Below are 18,290 nucleotides of genomic sequence, written 5' to 3' on the forward strand. Positions count from 1 at the left end.
TGATGCCGGCATCGGCGCCAGGTCCTGCCCATCCGGGAGCAAATCCCCAATCTGCTGGTCGAGACGAAAAACGCGTTCCGCTCCTCCTATCTTTTTCATCAGCGGCGACCTTTCGGGCGAGCGCTATTTCCCGGACACTGCCAGCCGAATATCATCCAACGGAGAAACCGGGAGATTTACATGGTTGAGTATCGCTATCTGGGCCGCAGCGCCCTCAAGGTTTCGCCGCTGACACTGGGGGCCATGATGTTCGGCAACCAGACGCCGGACGACGTGGCCTTGCGCATCATCGACAAGGCGCGCGACCAGGGGATCAATTTCATCGATACCGCCGACGTCTACCACGACGGCAAGTCGGAGGAGGTCGTCGGGCGCGGCATCAAGGCTCATCGCGACGACTGGGTCGTGGCGACGAAGTTCGTCAATTTCCACAACAATAAACCCAACCAGGGCGGCCATTCGCGCAAATGGGTCTTCCAGACGGTCGAGAACTCGTTACGCAATCTGGGCACCGATTATATCGACATCCTCTATTTCCATCGCTCCGTTTTCGATGCGCCTCTGGATGAACCGATGCGGGCCATCGCCGATCTGATCAAGGCCGGCAAGCTGCGGTATTTCGGCGTTTCCAATTTCCGCGGCTGGCGTATCGCCGAGGTGTCGCACCTCGCCGACCAGCTGGGAATCGACAGGCCGATCGCCAGCCAGCCGCTCTACAACATCGTCAACCGCACGGCGGAAGCCGAGCAGTTGCCGGCTGCCGCAGCTTATGGTCTCGGCGTGGTTTCCTACAGCCCGCTCGCGCGCGGCATCCTCACCGGCAAGTACAATGTCGGAGAGGCGCCAGCCGCCGACACGCGCGCCGGGCGCGGGGACAAGCGCATGCACGACGTGGAGTTTCGAGAGGAATCGATCGTAATCGCCAAGCAGATTGCCGCGCATGCACAAGCGAAGGGGATTGCGGCTGGCGATTTTGCGCTCGCCTGGGTGCTCAACAACCAGCTCGTCACATCGGCGCTTGCCGGCCCGCGCACTGAGGAGCATTGGGACGGTTATGTCCGTGCGCTTGAGGTCAAGCTGGACGCGGAGGATGAGGCGCTGGTCGATCGTCTGGTCGCCACCGGCCATCCCTCGACGCCGGGCTTTACCGATCCCGCTCACCCGGTCGAGGGCCGCGTTGCCCGTTCGGCAGGTGGATCGGCATCGGTCGCTCCGCTCACGCGCTCGCAAAGCGTCGCCTAACCGATCCGGCGGGTCAGGAACCTGGGTTTGGGAGCTCTATAACTCAGCGAGCAGTGCTCGGTACCGGAAGCCGAGAATTCCCCGAGCCTCATCCGAATGGGCAGTTCCATTTCTGCAGGCCTGCTCTATCTGCTGGTGATCCGGGGTTCTCTCTCAAAGGCATAAATGACTTCAGCAGATTCTGAGACGGAAACGACGGATGTCTGCATCGTCGGCGCAGGCCCCGTCGGGTTGGCACTCGCCTTGAAGCTGGAGGAACTCGGGCTTACCGTAATTCTGCTCGAAATGGGCGGCGCGGCGGAGGTTGCCGGTTCCGGCGGTATAGAATTTATCAACGACCATCATGCTCCTTCGATGGCGATGTCCCGTCCGGGCATCGGTGGTGCGTCGGCACTCTGGGGTGGCCGGTGCGTCACTTTCGACGATCTGGATTTCGAGGTGCGGGATCATGTGCCGTTTTCCGGTTGGCCAATTTCCCACAAGGAGCTTCGCCGCCACTATCCGGAGGCGCTGACATTCCTCAATTGCAATGCCGGCGAGCCTGCCTTTGTGCCGATCGGCGTCTCGGACAACAGCATCGACACGAACGCCTTGGAGCGATGGAGCCGTTTCCCTGATCTGGGGCCGATGTATGGAGAGAGGCTCAAGGCTTCCAGGCGTATTCGCCTCGTCAACGCGACTGTCGCTGGCATCACGCTCGATGCGTCCGGTGGGCGTGTCGAAGGTCTCACAGCCTACGTCGCCGGGCAGAAAAGTCAGATCACGGCAAGAACTTTCGTCCTCGCCGGAGGAGGGCTGGAGAATGCCCGCCTGCTGCTCGCTCTGCGTGAGAGGCGGCCAGAGGCAGTGGGCGGTCCCGACGGCCCGCTCGGACGCTTCTACCAGGGGCATCTGACTGGTTACATTGCCGTGCTGCAATTGGACAAGCCCAGGCTCGCGAACCACTTCGCCTTCAGTGTCGACGACGAAAACTATGTCTTCCGTCACAGGCTGCAGATCACGCCGGCGATCCAGGCGGAGGAGAAGCTTCTCAACTGCGTCTTCTGGATCGACGCGATTTCGGTCGCCGACCCCGTGCATGGCTCGGGCGCGCTGTCGCTCATCTATCTGTTCCTGAAGATGTTCGGGCTCTATCGCCGTCTCTCGAAAGGCCTGGCTCCGACGGCCAAGGGGCCTGAGAATATCGACCGCCGACAGCATTGGCGGAATATCCGCGCCGATCGCCGGTCGGCCGTCGATCTGTTGGGGTCGGTTCTCAACATGTTGGAGCGACGCATCGAACCGTGGCGCACCCTCATCAATCCAAAGGGCCGCTATCTGCTTCGCTACCATGCCGAACAGGTGCCCAATCCGGAAAGCCGGGTCCAATTGCAACCTCAGGGCGGAGCAGGCACCCAGGCTGCTCTTGTCGTCGACTATCGCGTAACCGAACAGGACTTGAGTTCAGTCCTGAAATCGCACGAGATTCTCGATGCGTGGCTACGACGAACCGGGGTTGGCCAACTGGAGTATCTGCATGATACCCTCCACCGGCGGCAGGCGGTGCTCAGCCAGGCATTCGACGGCTATCACCAGATCGGCCTCAGCCGCATGTCCGGCAATCCCGACGAGGGGGTGACCGATGCCGATTGCCGCGTGCATGGAATTGGCAATCTCTATCTCGCCGGCAGCGGCCTGTTCCCGACAGGAGGCCATGCCAACCCGACTTTGCCGGCGGTGGCGCTGGCGCTCCGGCTCGCCGAGCACCTTTCCGAAAAGCTCAGGCGATGACGGTTCGCCGGCGTCTGGCGGGGTAGGCGAATGCGGAGGAATTTTTGCGAAGGGTCAGCCGGCCGGCCGCGTAGAACATCAGGAACGAGCCGATCTGATAGGGGAAAAGCACATCGACTTCCACGAAAGCCCGTATCAGCAACAGAACGCTCAGCGCGCATAGCAGCGTCGATCCAGGATCGCGGTTGCGGCTCAGCATCGCGCTCAGATGGCCGAAGACGTTTGTCAGCATGATCATGCACAGCAGGGCGAGCCCAACGAGGCCGGTCTCGACGGCGACCTCGATGAACGTGTTGTGGAAATGGAAGCCGCTGCGGGCGGTGATGAAGAAATCGTCCCACAATCTCTCGGCATCGGCGAAGCCAGGAACCCAGTAACCCTGATAGCCGGTGCCCAGGATTGGGTTCTCGCGGATCGCCTCGATCCCCTGCTGCCAGAGATAGGTCCGTCCCGTCAGCGTCGAATCCTTGCCGAATATGCCGAGGACCGCGTCGACGGCGCCGATCTGGAGCGCCCCGATCACCGCGACCACTCCAATCACCACCAGTCCGGCGACCAGCAGCTTGCGGTGATTGGGGGCAAGATGGGCGACCGGCATATAACCGAGGCAAAGCGCCAGAACGCCGGCGGTGGTGATGGCGGAGGTCGCCGATTGCGAGGCGAGAAGGCAATAGGCGCTCAGGAGGCCGACGCCGCCCGAAGCTATCAACCAGATACCTTTCTGCCGCCAGATGAGCAGGTAGGAGGCGGCGAAGAAAAGGCCGAGCGAGGCGTAGAAACCGAGCTGGTTCTTGGAGGAGAAGGCGCCGACGAAACTGTAGCTGCCGTCGATCGCGTCGTAGAGGTAGGTCCCGAACAGCATGGAATAGAGGAGCACGATTGCCGTGCCCACGATCGCGCCGCGGGTCAGTGTCAGCACGCTGATCGTGCGCATGGCGATCAGCGCGCAGACCACGTGCGTCAGGTATTGTATCGCGGTGCGCAGCGAGATGCCGAAGGCCGGCGACCAGAAGGCGGAAATGAAGCAGAACAGCGCAAAGCCGAATATCCAGAGATATTTGAGATAGTTGCCGAGAGCCTGCCGATAGTCGGCGAACAGCAGCAGGAACCATACGCCGTAATAAGCGAGGATCGAAATCTGCCCGAACCGGCTCGAATAGGCGAACACGAAGAAGGACAGCGCGACCGCGGCCACGCCATAGACTTCATTTCGATCCGGGTCGATCAGTGCAGATTTCGCAATCCTCATGCGATCCTCATTGCATCAGGAGCTCGGCGGTGACCTTGACGACGTCGCCAGGCAGAAGCTTGTCGTTTTCGCCGACGACCACCTCTTTCGGCCCGCGGCCGTCGTCCCGCACCACGGTGTACTTGATGGTGGCAGACTTGCCCGAAGGGTCGAATTTCAGCGCTTCGGCCGACTGAGCCACGGCTTCCGACATCAGTTCGCGGCTGGTGCCGAGCTGCAGACCGAGCTTTTCGAGCTCGGCATCGGTGTTCTGCAGCTCCTGGGCGCGCTGGGCCTCCCAGTCGTTGCGCAGGTTGATCTCGTCCTGGTTCGCCTTGTTGATATCCTGCTTGGCGCGAAGGGTGGAGGTGTCGATATCGAGGAGGTTGCCTTCGATGGTCGCTGCTCTTTCCTCGGCGGTGATGCGGCGGCTGGATGTCGCAAGTCCCTGTTCGGTCAGCTTCGCCATCTTTTCGCGATCCTCGCTGACGAGCTGCAATTGCCGCTTCTGGGTCTCGGCCTTCTGGCTGAGCGACTGGACCTCGTTTTCGAGCAGCGAGCGCAGGTCGGTGAGCGCCTTCAGCTGAAGTTCGTACCGGTCCCGCCGCGATTTCATCAGCGAGGCTTCGCTGGCGATCAGTTTTTCGGCGTTGCCGACGTCCTTGAGTTCCGGGGGGACTTTCAGATCGGTGGCGCCGGCGACTTCCGCCAGCAGCCGTGCACGGCGAGCGAGAAGCCGGCCGCGCTCGGAATCGTAGACGGAGGCGTCGCCGCGGGCATTGATGAAATCGCGGGCGAAACGCTGGCCCGAATCGGATCGGAGAAGGCCGCCGGCAAGGCTGATGGCCTTCAGCACGGTGAGGTTGGGAGTATAGGGATATTCGCCCGGCGTATGCACGTCGCCGGCCAGGAAAACCGGCCGGAACTGGGCGATTTCCACGGACGCCGACGGCAGGTTGCGCAACGCGAATTTGCCGCGCAATTCCTCGCCGATGGTCTTTGCCACTTCGCCCGCCGTCTTGCCGGCTGCCGGGAGGTCGCCGATGAAGGGAAGCGAGAGCGATCCGGTCGGCCCGATCGTATAGTCGCCGCTCACCGCATCCCAGTTGCGGATCGTGCCATCGGCCGGCTGCCACTCCGCGACGCGGATGCGCAGCTTGTCCATCACGCCAAGGCGATAGCCGGCCTCGTCCGCAGTCGCGCTACCGGCCAGAGCGATTGTGATCGCACCGGCCAGAAAACATAAAGCACGCAGGCCCCTCGCGGAGGCGGTTTGTGTCTGCATGGATTTTTCCTTCAAAAGGCGCGGAATCAGGCCCGCGCTCCAAGCCCGCCAAAATCGCCGATCCCGTCACAGGGGCCGACGCCTCAGCAGAGGGTGTGGATGATCTGATTAGTAACTGCCGCGTGCCATGCAGACGGCGGGGATCGTTTTGACGATGATGGCGACATCACCGATGAGCGACCAGTTCTGGACGTATTGGGTGTCGAACGCGATACGGGTGTCATAGGAAACGTCATTGCGGCCGCTGATCTGCCAAAGGCCGGTCAGGCCCGGGCGCGTGCTCAGGTAGTAGGCAGCAAAGCTGTCATAGAGGTTCAGTTCCTCGTCGACCACAGGGCGTGGGCCGACAACGCTCATTTCACCCCGCAGAATGTTGAGAAGCTGCGGAAGCTCGTCGAGGCTGAGCTTGCGCAGCACGGTGCCGACAACCGTCACGCGGGGGTCGGCCTTGAGTTTGCGCGTCGCTCGCCATTCCTCCGCGGCTTGCGGGTTGGCTTTCAGGTGGTTTCGCAGGATTTCGTCGCCATTCACGGCCATCGTGCGGAACTTGAGGCATTTGAAGATGCGGCCGTTATGGCCGATCCGGGGATGGCCATAGAGAATAGGGCCATAGTCGGTAAACTTCACCAACGCCGCGATCATCAGGAAGATGGGACTGAACAGGATGAGGGCCAGGGCGGCGGCGGTGATATCGAAACTGCGTTTTGCCAAGCCCCCAGTTGGGAGAGTCATGCGGGCCTGGTCTGACGTTGAGAACGGCGAACCTGCCGAACGTGTCGCTGACTTCATAGAGTGAACTCCACTTAGGTTTTGCGATAGTCGGTGCCATTACGGCGCGTCATTGAGCGTTAATGTGATAATAAGTCTGTGTTCGCAATTTGATGAAGATCAAACTTTTCCGCCAACCGCCTCGGGCAGGGGGTGGGGCCTGATTCCCAACCCGCGATTGAGCCGGAACAACTTGGGAGATATACGCCGAAAGTACAGGAAATACTGTTGAAGGCGTGTAATATTGGCTATGTAGCTAATATTCGCATCTTGGCCCAAACTTGTCCCTGCGTCCTCTCCTGTCGCTTCCCCAGTTATAAATCGCGCAGCTTCTTGGCGACGGGGACCAAAGTAGCTTCCGTCTGGGACCAAAGGCCCACTCCTGTTGCGTCGCAATACAATGCTGCAGCGCAACAATGGTTGGCGGGTTCGCGTGAGCTTTGTAACAAAAGTTGATCGGGTTTGAGGGGAGTTGAGAGAACTGGCCGCGGATTTCGTTCCAACACGGTTGAATCCCGGCGAAAATGTGGCAAAACCGCGGCTTGAGAGCTTGTGGTACTGAGATAAAGATCGATCCATTGCCTGCAGTATTTATCGGGAACCTCGCGGACCTTACGAAAGTTTCACCAATAGCTGGCACTATCGAGATCGGAAAACTTGAATCCTCTCCGCCAGACTCATATGGTTGTTTTATCAGGAGAGGAGCCTGAAAAGCCTAGAGCGGAACATTTATGTTCGGGAGGAAGGATCATGTACGCGCCGCGCGTCTTTATCAGCATGACAGGGACTCTGCTCGTGTTCGCGGTGGCTGCGTACTTTATCACCGGGTCGCTCTATACGGCATTTATACAGACCCTGATCTGTGCCGTCCTGATCCAGGCGGGATATTTCGTCGCCATCCTCTATCTGGTCCGCCGTGAAAAGCAGTTGCGGGATGCAGGAATAACTTCGGATACCGCTACGACTGCCAAGAGCTCAAAGGACGGAGGCCGGCGGGATGGGCTGCGTGCCGATCCCGCTCCGCACCTTCCGGCCGGCGATACCTGAACGAAATAGCGCTTTTTTCTGCCAGTTTCACACGAGGGCCATTTTCCTGAGCCCATAGTTGCGTTGCGATGCAACATGGAGTGGGCTATGGCGGAAAACGCTTCTCAAACGATCTGCGTCATCATCGCGGTCAGGAATGGCGCGGAAACCATTGGAATTGCGATCCAATCTGCCTTGAACGAGGCGCGTGTCAGCGAGGTCGTGGTGGTCGATGACGGCTCGAGCGACGGCACTGCCGATGTCGCGCGTGATGCCGATGACAGGTCGGGACGGCTGACCGTTGTTTCGTTCGAAAAAAATCGCGGCCCTTCCGCCGCCCGCAACCACGCGATTGCCATATCGAGCGCGCCGCTGATCGGTATCCTCGATGCCGACGACTTCTTCTTCCCCGGCCGGTTCGCGCCGATGCTGGAGGAGGAGGGCTGGGACCTCATCGCCGACAATATCGCCTTCATCCACGAACCGAGCGAACCCGTCCGTCCGGAACGGTTCGAGACCCGGGCGCGGACGATGTCGCTTACGGAATTCGTGGAAGGAAACATCTCCAAGCGGGGTGTCAAACGCGGCGAGACGGGTTTCCTGAAGCCGGTGATGCGCCGGGCGTTCCTCGACGCCCACAGCCTTCGCTATAACGAGAACATGCGTTTCGGCGAGGATTACGATTTCTACGCCCGGGCGCTCGCCAAGGGCGCACGCTACAAGGTGATCGAGCATTGCGGGTATGGCGCCCTCGTGCGTCAGGATTCACTGAGCGGCCGGCACCGTACCGATGACCTGCGCAAATTCTACGAGGCCGACGAGGCGATGCTTGCCGATCCTGCGCTCAGTGGGGAGGAGAGGGCAGTGATCGTCCGGCATCGCGACCATACGCGCGACCGCTACGAGCTGCGTGCCTTCCTCGACATCAAGTCGCAGGCGGGCAACGGTGCGGCCATCCGGCACCTGCTCTCCCGCCCGCAGGTCCTGCCGGCCGTAGCGACGGGCATATTCCTCGACAAGCTCGATCTCCTCAGCGCCAGGTCGTCCAAGCCACAGGCGCAGCCGGTCGGCATGCGCTATCTTCTGCCCGGCACCCCCGCCGGTCAGGAATAATCGCGGCGTATCCCTTCCAGCATCGTCCGGAATCTCTCCTTGCGTTCGTCCAGAACCTCGATCGGGCTGAGCCGCGGTTCCGCGCGGCTTGCCTGCCAGAGTGCCAGCACTGACGGAGCTGCAAGTAACTGTTTTGCCATTCCGCGAAGGCCGGTCCGCGAGGGCGTCCGGGTAATGACCTCACCGCTGTGCGGCTCCGGCGCAGTCTCATGCGCGGGTTGCTGACCGTCGAAGCTGATGCCCCAGAAGCGCGAGCGTTTGGCCACCGCTTCTGCACGAGTGGAGACCGGCACATAACGCGGCTCGTATGTCGTCCCCACTGATGCGGCCCAGTCGTTCCATTTGAAATTGTTGATGGAACGGGAGCTGCTGACGGCCACCCACGGCACCCGGAAGGCATCTGCCAGGATCGCGCCATGCATCGATTCGGCGATGATCAGCTCTGACTGGGCGATATGCCGGATGACCGATTTCGCCTCGCCGCGCGGATCGAGATAGGTGAGGCCGACGGGCTCGCAGACGGCGTTCCACATGCCGAATTCCGCGGATTCCCAATGGGGAATGAAGGTCTTCCTGTGGATTTTCGGCAGGTTCTGGAATTCCGGCATGTCGGCGATCATCGCCGCCGGGTCGGTGATCGCCTTGTCGGGTGAAATGCCGAGCTTGGCGGCCGTCATCGGTCCGCGGACCGCCCGCACGTCCCATTCCGCCGCGTCGGCGACGTCAGGCGGCGTGCCGTAACCGTAGCCGCTGCCGATGACCAGTTTCTTCTGGCCAGCAGGCAGCAGGACCGGATTGAGGACCGTGCCGACGCCGACCAGCAGGACTTCAGGGTGGACGTCCCGAAAACCGGGAAGCAGCGCATCCCAGAGCCAGAGATTGAGGTCGTCGCCGAAATTGCCGTGATGCGATTCCCAGTAGTACGCTTTCATGCGGGCCTCCGTGGGATGATGAAATTAAAAGGAAACACAGGCATTTAGCGTGCGTTGCGGCCGAGTTTCCCGGCCCCGAGCTCGAATGCCGCCCGGATCAGCGCGGGATCGCGCATCACCCAGCGGGCAAGCAGGCCGAGGTCCGGCGCCTGGCGGCGCTTCACCCGTCCGGCCTGGCTCCAGAGGGCCTGCCGCCGGGCCGTGTTCTTGTAGGATGCGATCGAGGCGACGTCGCTGGGGCGGGAACGGAAACGCTCCTCCAGCGTATCGAGCGCCACCCAGGTGTTGAACTGCTGTCGCAGGAACTGCGGCGAGCGATTGTCGATGCTGTGGAAGATGTTGAGACCCATGCCACGGACCGCACCCTCTTCGTCGCAGAGCAGGGTTCGCTTCGATTTCAGGATGCAGTCGACGAAGAACAGCACGTCTTCGGCCGCCAGCCGCAGCGAGGGCTCGAAACGGACCGTCTCGAAGACCGGTCGGGCGATGACCATGCAGGAGAGATGCAGGAAGCTCCAGTTTTTCAGCATGACGCTGGCGAGATTCGGCATTTCGATCAGGAGCGGGTTTTCGGAAAGCCGCGTACCGCCTTCCGCCTGTTCGAGTTCGGCCATGCCGAAGTGGTAATAGAACTCGTCGCTTGCCTGCATCGACGCCCAGTAGCACTCGGCGTCGAAGCGGGTCATGCTCTCGAAGGCATTCTTCAGATGATCCGGCAGCCAGACGTCGTCCGAATCAAGAAGCGCCGCGTACCGGGTGGCAGCGGGTATGTTGTCGAGGCCGGTATTGCGTGCGGCACCCGGCCCGCCGTTCTGCTGGCGGATCACGTGGATGCGGGATCTCCAAGCATCTTCAATGCCTTGAAGCTCCATATCCGCGGAAAGGGGCGACTCGTCGTCGACAATGACGATATCGAAGTCCTGATAGGTCTGATCGAAAATCGATTTCAGTGCGCGGCGGAGAATGCCGGCTTCCTTTTGGAAAAATGGGATAACAACCGTGAACGTCGCCATGTTTTTGCCCCTGCCTTTTCAAAGAATTACAAGCCTCTGACGTTTGTCGGGCTCCGGGTTGGCGGCAGTGCGCTGCCGTATCGAATGACCTCCCGTAACAGGATCTGACCATCTGGCTCCCACCAAGACGATCACACTGGCCTCGGCCGAGCGCGCTATCAAAGACCGTTACATTCGGGCTGAAATTTGTCACGGGCTCCAATCTGGCAAGACCGCGGACCTCGGAAGATCCAGGATCGGTCCCTCCAACACCCGTTCCGGTGCTGTTTCAGCGATGATCGACAGGTCGTCCTGCCCACCTTTGCGGCGCAGTTAACGAACCGTTATCGGAGGCAACAAGGGGGCGGTGCAGTACGGGGGGCGATCCTTTCAACCGCTGCTTTTCTGCTGATCGAGCGCGCGTTTTGCAGACAATCTTCGAGCTCGTCCGTCGCCGGGAACGGGGCGACACGGCCGGCGACGGCTTCGCCTGATTGTGTCGCATATTTGCCCAGATTCCGCCACATTGCGTGCCGCCTACCAGCCGTTGAGGTACATGGATACGAAAGGGCTAGCCGTTTCGGCCTATTGCAAAAAGATTTTTTTGTGCTGTTGCGGTGCAACATCCCGAGCCCTGAATTGAGCCCGGAGCCCTTGAAAACCATAAGTCCACGGAGGCGTATCGGGTTCCCGGACAAGAGCCTCATCGAGCGTGAGTATTTTCGCGCGGGTTGCTTTTTTGCTGCGCCGCCACATTTTGCGCCAAACTCGGCCCGATCCTTTTTGCGTGACTGCGGGCTCAAGTCTGCTCTGATTGAAACGGTGGTGACGGGAGGCACTGCCCAAAAAGGGTGACTCGTTTGACTGTCGATCCAAACATATCCTCCCGTATCAATCTGATGCGTATCCTGCTGATCTCCGGCATACTCTTCGTCCATGTGCCGCACGATCCCGCGACCAGCCCCTTCCTGGGGTTGAATGGTTTGTTCGATTGGCTCAGGGTTTTCCTCGGAGACAGCCTGTTCCGTATCGGCGTGCCGTGCCTCAGCGCGATTTCCGGCTACCTGCTGTTCCAGCGTGGCTGGGAGACGTTCGACTATGCCAAGACACTTCGCTCCAAGACGAGGACTGTCCTGGTACCTTTCCTATTGTGGAACCTCGGTCTGCTTGGGGCCGTGCTCGCCATCCAGCCCATGGACATCGGTATCGGGTATTTCCCGGATCTTTGGAACCTCCCGACACGGGAATTCCTGGACAACGCATTGGCCACGGAAGGTTTGCCGATCAATATTCCGCTCTACTTTCTGCGCGACCTGATCGTCTGCATCATCCTGTCGCCGATCCTTGCCATGTCGGTACGGCGTTTTCCGGCGGCGACGCTTGGGGTGCTGTTCCTGCTGGCGATCACTCCCGCATTGACGCTCGGCATCGTCCTGAAGAAATCGATCCTGTTCAGCTTCACCCTCGGCATCTTCCTGGCGCTCAACCGGGTGGATCTCAAGGCTGCGGACCGGTTTGCGGGGGCGGGTACGGCAGCGATGCTCGCCGCTGCCGTGCTGCTGTCCATCGGCCTCTACTGGACCGGCCCGGATTTTCCCTGGCCTCTCGACATGGCGCGCAGTGCGCTTTCGATTGTCGGCGCCGGCGGGTTCTGGCTGATGTCGGCGATCGTCATCCGTTCCTGGGCCGGCCAGCGGCTTGCCGCCACCGGAAGCCTGAGCTTCTGGATGTTCTGCGCCCACTACCCGCTGCTCGTCCTGATGTGGATGATGTGGAACCGGGTGGCAGGTGATGCCCTTTATCCGCTCTTCTACGCGGCAGCTGCCGTCGGCAGCTTTCTCATCCTTTTTGTCAGCAACCGTTTCTTCTCGCGCAGATTGCGCGGTCTGTACGAGGTGTTGACGGGCAGCCGCGGTCGCAAGGCCAAGCTTTCGGCCGCCGCCAGGTCCCACTCACCCGCCGGGGCCAACCATCCCGGCGAACCCGTAATGACGCAACAGCATAGGTGAAACATGACGGCCAAGGCCAGACAGATTCAACTAACCTGCCAGGTTATCATCGCTGCCGCGGTGTCCGGACTTCTCTCCCCCGCAGCATACGCCCAACAGGGTGCTGCGGGTCAGTCCTTCGTGGAGAACTTCGACAGCCTCGATCGTTCCGTCTGGTACGTTTCGGACGGCTGGAACAACGGCAAGCACCAGAACTGCACCTGGTCGAAGAAGCAGGTGAAGGTCGAAGGCGGCGCCTTGCAGCTCGGCTTCACCGAAGACAAGACCGGCGACCGCGACTTCGCCTGCGGCGAGATCCAGACCAAGGCGCGTTTCGGCTATGGCACCTACGAGGTGCGCATGAAATCCGCGACGGGCTCAGGGCTCAATTCGGCGTTCTTTACCTATATCGGCCCGACCGACAAGAAACCGCATGACGAGATCGACTTCGAAGTTCTCGGCAAGAATACCGGCCAGGTCCAGCTCAATCAGTATGTGTCCGCCAAGGGTAACAACGAAAAGCTCGTGCCGGTCGCCGGCGGTGCGGACCAGGGTTTCAACGACTATGCCTTCATCTGGGAGGAGAACCGCCTCCGTTACTTCGTGAACGGCAAGCTGGTCCATGAAGTAACGGACAAGACGAAGATCCCGCAGAACCCCCAGAAGATTTTCGTAAGCCTGTGGGGCACCGACACGCTGAAACAGTGGATGGGCGCATTCTCCTACACCCAGCCGACCTCGATGACCGTTGACCGGATCTCCTTTACCGCGATCGGCGAGAAATGTCGCTTTCCTGAATCCGTGCTCTGCACGCTCGGCTGAACCGCCCCGGCGGCTCGACAATGGAGTTGGACGATTTGACATTGAACGTTCTCTATCTCGCGCATGACATGGCCGATGCGGCCATCCGGCGGCGGGTGCTGACCTTGAAGGCCGGCGGTGCGGCCGTCACCGTCGCGGGCTTCGAGCGCGGCTCGAACGTGCTTGCCGACGAGCGGGATGTGGTGACCGTTTCACTCGGGCAGACGGCGGACGGGCGTTTTGCGCAGCGCATCGGAGCGGTTCTTGCCGCTCGCATGAAGTTGAAGCGGACGCTGGCCGATATCGCCGTGCCCGATGTCATCATCGCCCGCAACCTGGAAACGCTGGCGCTTGCCGGACGTGCCGCTTCCATGTTCGGGCACCAGGCTCCCGTGGTCTACGAATGCCTCGATATTCACCGCCTGCTTCTCGACGAGGGAATGAAGGGCCGCTTGATGCGACAGGCGCAGTTGTTTTTCGGCCGCCGCGCCAGTCTTCTGATCACCAGCTCCCCGGCCTTCGTGGAAAATTTCTTCAAGCCTCGTTCCGGCCTCGACCTGCCGGTTCTGCTTCTGGAAAACAAGGTGCTCGCCCTCGAGCCGGAACTGGTTTCCGGGCCGCGTCTGCCTCGCCCGCCGGAGCCGGGCAAGCCCTGGCGGATCGGCTGGTTCGGGGCGATCCGCTGCCGCAAGTCGCTCGACATGCTGATCGATTTCGCAGCCCGCATGGACGGGAGGGTCGAGATCGTGTTGCGCGGCCGCCCGGCTTACAGCGAGTTCGACGATTTCGATGCGAAGGTTGCCGCTGCCCCGCATGTCGAGTTCCACGGTGCTTACCGCAATCCCGAGGACCTTTCCGCGATTTATAGCGACGTGCAGTTCACCTGGGCGATCGATTTTTTCGAGGAGGGGCTGAATTCCAGCTGGCTGCTGCCGAACCGTCTCTATGAAGGCGGGTTGCACGGCGCGGTTCCTATCGCGCTTGCAGGCACCGAGACCGGCCGCTTCATCGGCAAGCGGGGCATCGGCCTGGTCCGCAACCACGTGACGGCGGAGACCCTCGAAACGTTGTTCAGCGAGATGACGGAAGCGCGCTACCTCGATCTCTTTTCCCGGCTTGCGGCCGTCGAACGCAGCCAGTGGGTGACCGGGCCGGCGGAATGTCGCGCCCTTGTTGCTCGGCTCGCTGCCCTACATCCCAACGTCTCGTCGCCGGCGGAAGTGCCGGCCGTTTCAACCGTGCAATCGTGAGGTGGAGTATGGTTTTGCGTTCTCACTCCCATGCCCAGATGTCCGATATCCGGACGCTTCTGGTGATCCCGTGCCTCAACGAGGCTGCGACCATCGCGCCGCTGTTGCACAAGTTGAACGGTCAGCGCGGCGACATGGACATGCTGATCGTCGTTGCCGACGGCGGCAGCCAGGACGGCACGTCAGAGATCGTCCAGAGCCTCATTCCGGAGATCCGGGACGTCGTCCTGCTCGGCAATCCCAAGCGCATCCAGAGCGCCGGCATCAATCTCGCCGTCGATCGGTTCGGCGAGGGCCGTGACTTTCTCATCCGCATCGATGCGCATGGGGACTACCCGGACGACTACTGCCGCACGCTGCTGCAGGAGGCGATCGACATGGATGCCGATTCCGTGGTGGTCGGCATGGAGACGGTCGGTTTTGGCGCTTTCCAGAAGGCGACCGCCGTGGCGCAGAATTCCAAGCTCGGCAATGGCGGGTCGAAACATCGCGCCGGTGGCGGTGGCGAATGGGTCGATCACGGCCACCACGCGCTGATGCGGATTTCGGCCTTCCGGGCCGTCGGCGGTTATGACGAGAGTTTCAGCCACAATGAGGATGCCGAACTGGACTTCCGGCTGCGTGCCAACGCCTTCCGGATCTGGATGACTGGCAAGACCTACATGACCTACTATCCGCGTTCGAGCGCCCCGGCGCTGTTCCGGCAATATCTCGCCTATGGTCGCGGCCGGGCGAAGAATTTGATCAAACATCGCTCGATTCCAAAGCTCCGGCAGGCGATCCCGCTCGCGGTGGCGCCCGTCGTCATCGGCGCAGTGCTTGCGCTTCTCTATTGGTGGGCGGCCATACCGATGGTGATCTGGGCCGCGGCCTGCATCGGTTACGGCTTCTGGCTGGCGGTGGGCAAAAACAATCCTTACGGCCCGCTCGCCTCGCTCTCGGCGATGATCATGCATTTCGCCTGGTCGGCCGGCTTCTGGCTGGAACTGATCGGCATTCGAGCGCGGAGGATCGCTTGATGATGGCAGAGGAAAGGCCGTTCCGCATCGATATCGGCATCTGCACCTATCGGCGGCCGGAACTCGCCGAAACGCTGACCTCGCTCTTCGAGATCGCCGTTCCGGCCGGCGCGGAATTGCGCCTGATCGTCGCTGACAACGACGCGGGTCCGAGCGCACGCGGGCTGGTGGACGGCTTGCGGGAGCGTTCGCCGTTTCCGATCCGCTATGTGCATTGCCCGAAATCGAATATCTCGATCGCCCGCAATGCCTGCCTTGCCGAAAGCGACGCGGACTACCTCGCCTTCATCGACGACGACGAGACGGCGGAGCCGGAATGGCTGGTCGGGCTCGTATCGACGGCGAGGCTGACCGGAGCCGATGCGGTTCTGGGGCCGGTGAGGGCGGTCTATGGAATCCAGAGTGCCGACTGGATGCGCAAGGGCGATTTTCACTCGACCATGCCCGTCTGGGTCGGCGGGCAGATCAGGGCGGGTTATACCTGCAATACCCTTCTCCACATGCGCTCGCCGGTCGTCGCGGGCCGCAGGTTCGCGCTTTCGCTCGGCCAGAGCGGTGGCGAGGATACGCATTTCTTCACCGCCTTGACGGATGCCGGCGGGCAGATCGAATTTGCGCCGGACGCGGTGGTCGAAGAACTGGTTCCTGAAAAGCGGGCAAGCTTCTCCTGGCTCGCCAAGCGCAGGTTCCGTTCCGGGCAGACGCATGGGCGCATCCTCGCGACGAAGAATTCCGGCCTCGCCCGGATCAAGCAGACCGCCCTTGCCGCGCTGAAGCTCGGTTATTGCCTGGCGGTGACGGCGGCAGCCGTTGCCTCTCCGGTCATCCGTATTCGCTATGCCCTTCGCGCGGCACTGCATGCCGGAGCTGTCACGGGCACGCTCGGCATCCGCGAGATCCGCCAATACGGAGCCGCCGAAGCCACATGACGATGAGTGATATGCAGGCCCCGGATTTCCAACCCGACGTGAGCTTTGTGATTGCGGCTTACAATGCCGAGGAGACGCTTGCGCGCGCGATCGACAGTGCGCTCGCCCAGATCGGCGTGACGCTCGAGGTGATCGTCGTCGACGATTGTTCGACGGACGGGACGCGGGCAATCGCGGACGGCTATTCCGATCATCGTGTCAGGCTGATCGCCCAGGCGGTGAACGGCGGGCCGGCTGCAGCTCGAAACGCCGGACTTGCTGCGGCAAGGGGCCGTTGGGTCGCCATTCTCGATTCCGACGACACGGTCTATCCGGCCAGGCTGTTGACCATGCTGGAGCGGGCCGAGGATGCGCAGGCACAGATCGTCGTCGACAATCTTGACGTCATTCCGTTCGACGATGGGGAGCCCCATGCGATGTTCTCCAAGGAGGCCCTGAGGCGGCGGTCGATGCTGACGCTTGCCGATTTCATCGGCTCGAACGTGATTTTCCAGTCGACCTTCAACTTCGGTTACATGAAGCCGATCTTCGAACGGGCATTTCTCGTCGAGCACGGGCTGCGCTTTGACGAGGCGCTGCGGGTCGGCGAGGACTATCTGCTGCTTGCTTCTGCCCTGGCGAGCGGTGCGCGGTGCGCGATCGTGCCGGAGATCGGATATGTCTATCACCTGCGCCAGGACTCGATCTCGCGCGTTCTGGAGCAGCGCCATCTGGATGCGATGCTCGCCTCCGACCGCGCGTTTCTCGCCCGCTACAAGCTGGATGCGAAAGCCTCGGCTGCCCAGCGCAGGCGCACCCGCAGCATCCTCGAAGCGGGTTCATTTCTCACGCTCGTCGACGAAATCAAGAAGGGTTCCGTCGGCGGCTTCCTGAAAACGGCAATCGAAAACCCACGTGCGCTGCGACTGCTGCGCATGCCGATTGCCGTTCGCATGCGTCGGCTGGTGAAACGGCCGACGTCACTTGAAAATCCGATCAATAGGGCGGGGGCGCCCTCAGAAAGGACGAAGGAATGGACATGAAAAGACCAGTTCGAAAGGCGGTGATACCCGTCGCAGGCAACGGCACTCGGTTCCTGCCGGCCACCAAGGCCATGCCGAAGGAAATGTTGACGATCGTCGATCGGCCCGTCGTGCAATATGCGGTCGACGAAGCCATGCAGGCGGGAATCGAGAACATCATTTTCGTGACCAGCCGCAACAAAACCGCGATCGAGGACTATTTCGACAGCGCGCCGGAGTTGGTCGCGACGCTGACCCGCTCTGGCAAGACGGTGCAGGTTACCCAGCTCGAAAAGATGCTGCCGGTCGCCGGCACCGTCAGCTATACGCGCCAGCAGGTGCCGCTCGGGCTTGGCCATGCGGTCTGGTGCGCCCGCGAACTGGTCGGCAACGAACCCTTCGCGCTGCTTCTGCCCGACATGGTCTCCTACGGTCCGCAGGGCTGCATGGCCGGGCTGATGGATCTCTATGAAGAAGTCGGCGGCAATGTCTTTGCGGTCGAGGAATGCGCACCGGAAGAGACGTCGAGCTATGGTATCGTGGGTGTCGGCCATAGCGTATCGCACGGTTTCGAGGTGACGGAGATGGTCGAAAAACCGAAACCTGCCGAAGCGCCGTCCAATTATTACCTGAATGGGCGCTATATCCTGCAGCCGGAAATCTTCGAATTGCTGGCCCGACAGGAACGCGGCGCCGGCAACGAAATTCAGCTGACGGACAGCATGCATAAGCTTGCGCAGGTCCAGCCGTTCCATGCGCATCCCTATCAGGGGCGCACGTTCGATTGCGGCAGCAAGCGCGGCTTTATCGAAGCGAATGTCGCCTTCGCCATGCTTCGCCAGGACATGGGGGCCGAGATTTACGCCTCCATCAAGGAACTGATGATGTCGCACGAAACGCGGGTCAAAGCAGCCTGACGCGCATTCAAATCATTACGAGACGGATG

16 protein-coding genes are annotated in these 18,290 nt (G+C 61.3%); 11 read left to right on the forward strand and 5 right to left on the reverse strand.

Features of this window, described 5'->3' with window-relative positions; translation table 11 throughout:
* Positions 1-180 precede the first annotated feature (180 nt).
* A complete protein-coding gene (locus ABCW43_RS09235) occupies positions 181-1,242 on the forward strand; it encodes an aldo/keto reductase (RefSeq protein WP_345923458.1) in 1,062 nt (353 codons plus the stop codon).
* Between the two features lie 165 nt (positions 1,243-1,407).
* The gene (locus ABCW43_RS09240; protein ID WP_345923460.1) at positions 1,408-3,012 is read left to right on the forward strand and encodes a GMC oxidoreductase; all 1,605 of its coding nucleotides are present in this window, start codon (positions 1,408-1,410) and stop codon (positions 3,010-3,012) included.
* On the opposite strand, the gene ABCW43_RS09245 is transcribed toward ABCW43_RS09240, so the two are convergent.
* The 3 genes from ABCW43_RS09245 to ABCW43_RS09255 form a co-directional block, all read right to left on the reverse strand.
* Complete coding sequence (locus ABCW43_RS09245) at positions 3,002-4,261, reverse strand: O-antigen ligase family protein (protein ID WP_345923462.1); 1,260 nt, start codon at positions 4,259-4,261, stop codon at positions 3,002-3,004. The two genes, ABCW43_RS09240 and ABCW43_RS09245, sit on opposite strands and share 11 nt — an antisense overlap.
* Before the next feature lie 7 nt (positions 4,262-4,268).
* Positions 4,269-5,525: a polysaccharide biosynthesis/export family protein gene (locus tag ABCW43_RS09250; RefSeq protein WP_345923464.1), complete on the reverse strand. Its 1,257-nt coding sequence runs from the start codon at positions 5,523-5,525 to the stop codon at positions 4,269-4,271.
* 108 nt (positions 5,526-5,633) lie between these two features.
* Entirely contained in the window at positions 5,634-6,314 is a 681-nt protein-coding gene (locus ABCW43_RS09255) for a sugar transferase (protein WP_345923466.1), read from the reverse strand.
* A 729-nt stretch (positions 6,315-7,043) separates the two neighbouring features.
* Between ABCW43_RS09255 and ABCW43_RS09260 the strand changes: the two genes are divergently transcribed.
* Entirely contained in the window at positions 7,044-7,340 is a 297-nt protein-coding gene (locus tag ABCW43_RS09260; protein ID WP_345923467.1) for an exopolysaccharide production repressor protein, read from the forward strand.
* Positions 7,341-7,427: 87 nt separating this feature from the next.
* Complete coding sequence (locus ABCW43_RS09265) at positions 7,428-8,432, forward strand: glycosyltransferase family 2 protein (RefSeq protein ID WP_345923469.1); 1,005 nt, start codon at positions 7,428-7,430, stop codon at positions 8,430-8,432.
* Here ABCW43_RS09265 and ABCW43_RS09270 read toward each other — a convergent pair.
* Entirely contained in the window at positions 8,423-9,364 is a 942-nt protein-coding gene (locus ABCW43_RS09270) for a polysaccharide pyruvyl transferase family protein (protein WP_345923471.1), read from the reverse strand. The two genes, ABCW43_RS09265 and ABCW43_RS09270, sit on opposite strands and share 10 nt — an antisense overlap.
* A 44-nt stretch (positions 9,365-9,408) precedes the next feature.
* Positions 9,409-10,377: a glycosyltransferase family 2 protein gene (locus tag ABCW43_RS09275; RefSeq protein WP_345923473.1), complete on the reverse strand. Its 969-nt coding sequence runs from the start codon at positions 10,375-10,377 to the stop codon at positions 9,409-9,411.
* Between the two features lie 839 nt (positions 10,378-11,216).
* Between ABCW43_RS09275 and ABCW43_RS09280 the strand changes: the two genes are divergently transcribed.
* The 7 genes from ABCW43_RS09280 to ABCW43_RS09310 are packed head-to-tail and all read left to right on the forward strand — an operon-like array spanning position 11,217 to position 18,261.
* The gene (locus tag ABCW43_RS09280; protein WP_445738918.1) at positions 11,217-12,365 is read left to right on the forward strand and encodes an acyltransferase family protein; all 1,149 of its coding nucleotides are present in this window, start codon (positions 11,217-11,219) and stop codon (positions 12,363-12,365) included.
* A 3-nt stretch (positions 12,366-12,368) separates the two neighbouring features.
* Positions 12,369-13,166, forward strand: a complete 798-nt coding sequence (gene exoK / locus ABCW43_RS09285; protein ID WP_345923477.1) for an endo-1,3-1,4-beta-glycanase ExoK — start codon at positions 12,369-12,371, stop codon at positions 13,164-13,166.
* A gap of 20 nt (positions 13,167-13,186) precedes the next feature.
* On the forward strand, positions 13,187-14,395 hold the full coding sequence (locus ABCW43_RS09290) for a glycosyltransferase (protein ID WP_345923478.1): 1,209 nt from the start codon (positions 13,187-13,189) through the stop codon (positions 14,393-14,395).
* Positions 14,396-14,403: 8 nt separating this feature from the next.
* Positions 14,404-15,414 carry a glycosyltransferase family 2 protein gene (locus ABCW43_RS09295; RefSeq protein WP_345923480.1) on the forward strand — a complete coding sequence of 337 codons (1,011 nt, stop codon included), beginning with the start codon at positions 14,404-14,406 and terminating at the stop codon, positions 15,412-15,414.
* A gap of 2 nt (positions 15,415-15,416) precedes the next feature.
* Positions 15,417-16,343, forward strand: coding sequence for a glycosyltransferase family 2 protein (locus ABCW43_RS09300; RefSeq protein ID WP_345925388.1), 927 nt, complete (start codon positions 15,417-15,419; stop codon positions 16,341-16,343).
* A complete protein-coding gene (locus ABCW43_RS09305) occupies positions 16,340-17,365 on the forward strand; it encodes a glycosyltransferase family 2 protein (RefSeq protein WP_345923482.1) in 1,026 nt (341 codons plus the stop codon). The genes ABCW43_RS09300 and ABCW43_RS09305 overlap by 4 nt, the downstream gene beginning before the upstream one ends.
* On the forward strand, positions 17,356-18,261 hold the full coding sequence (locus ABCW43_RS09310) for a UTP--glucose-1-phosphate uridylyltransferase (RefSeq protein ID WP_345923484.1): 906 nt from the start codon (positions 17,356-17,358) through the stop codon (positions 18,259-18,261). Before ABCW43_RS09305 ends, ABCW43_RS09310 begins: the two co-directional genes overlap by 10 nt.
* The last annotated feature ends 29 nt before the right edge of the window (positions 18,262-18,290 follow it).

Source organism: Neorhizobium tunisiense (assembly GCF_039631515.1).
Taxonomy (GTDB): domain Bacteria; phylum Pseudomonadota; class Alphaproteobacteria; order Rhizobiales; family Rhizobiaceae; genus Neorhizobium.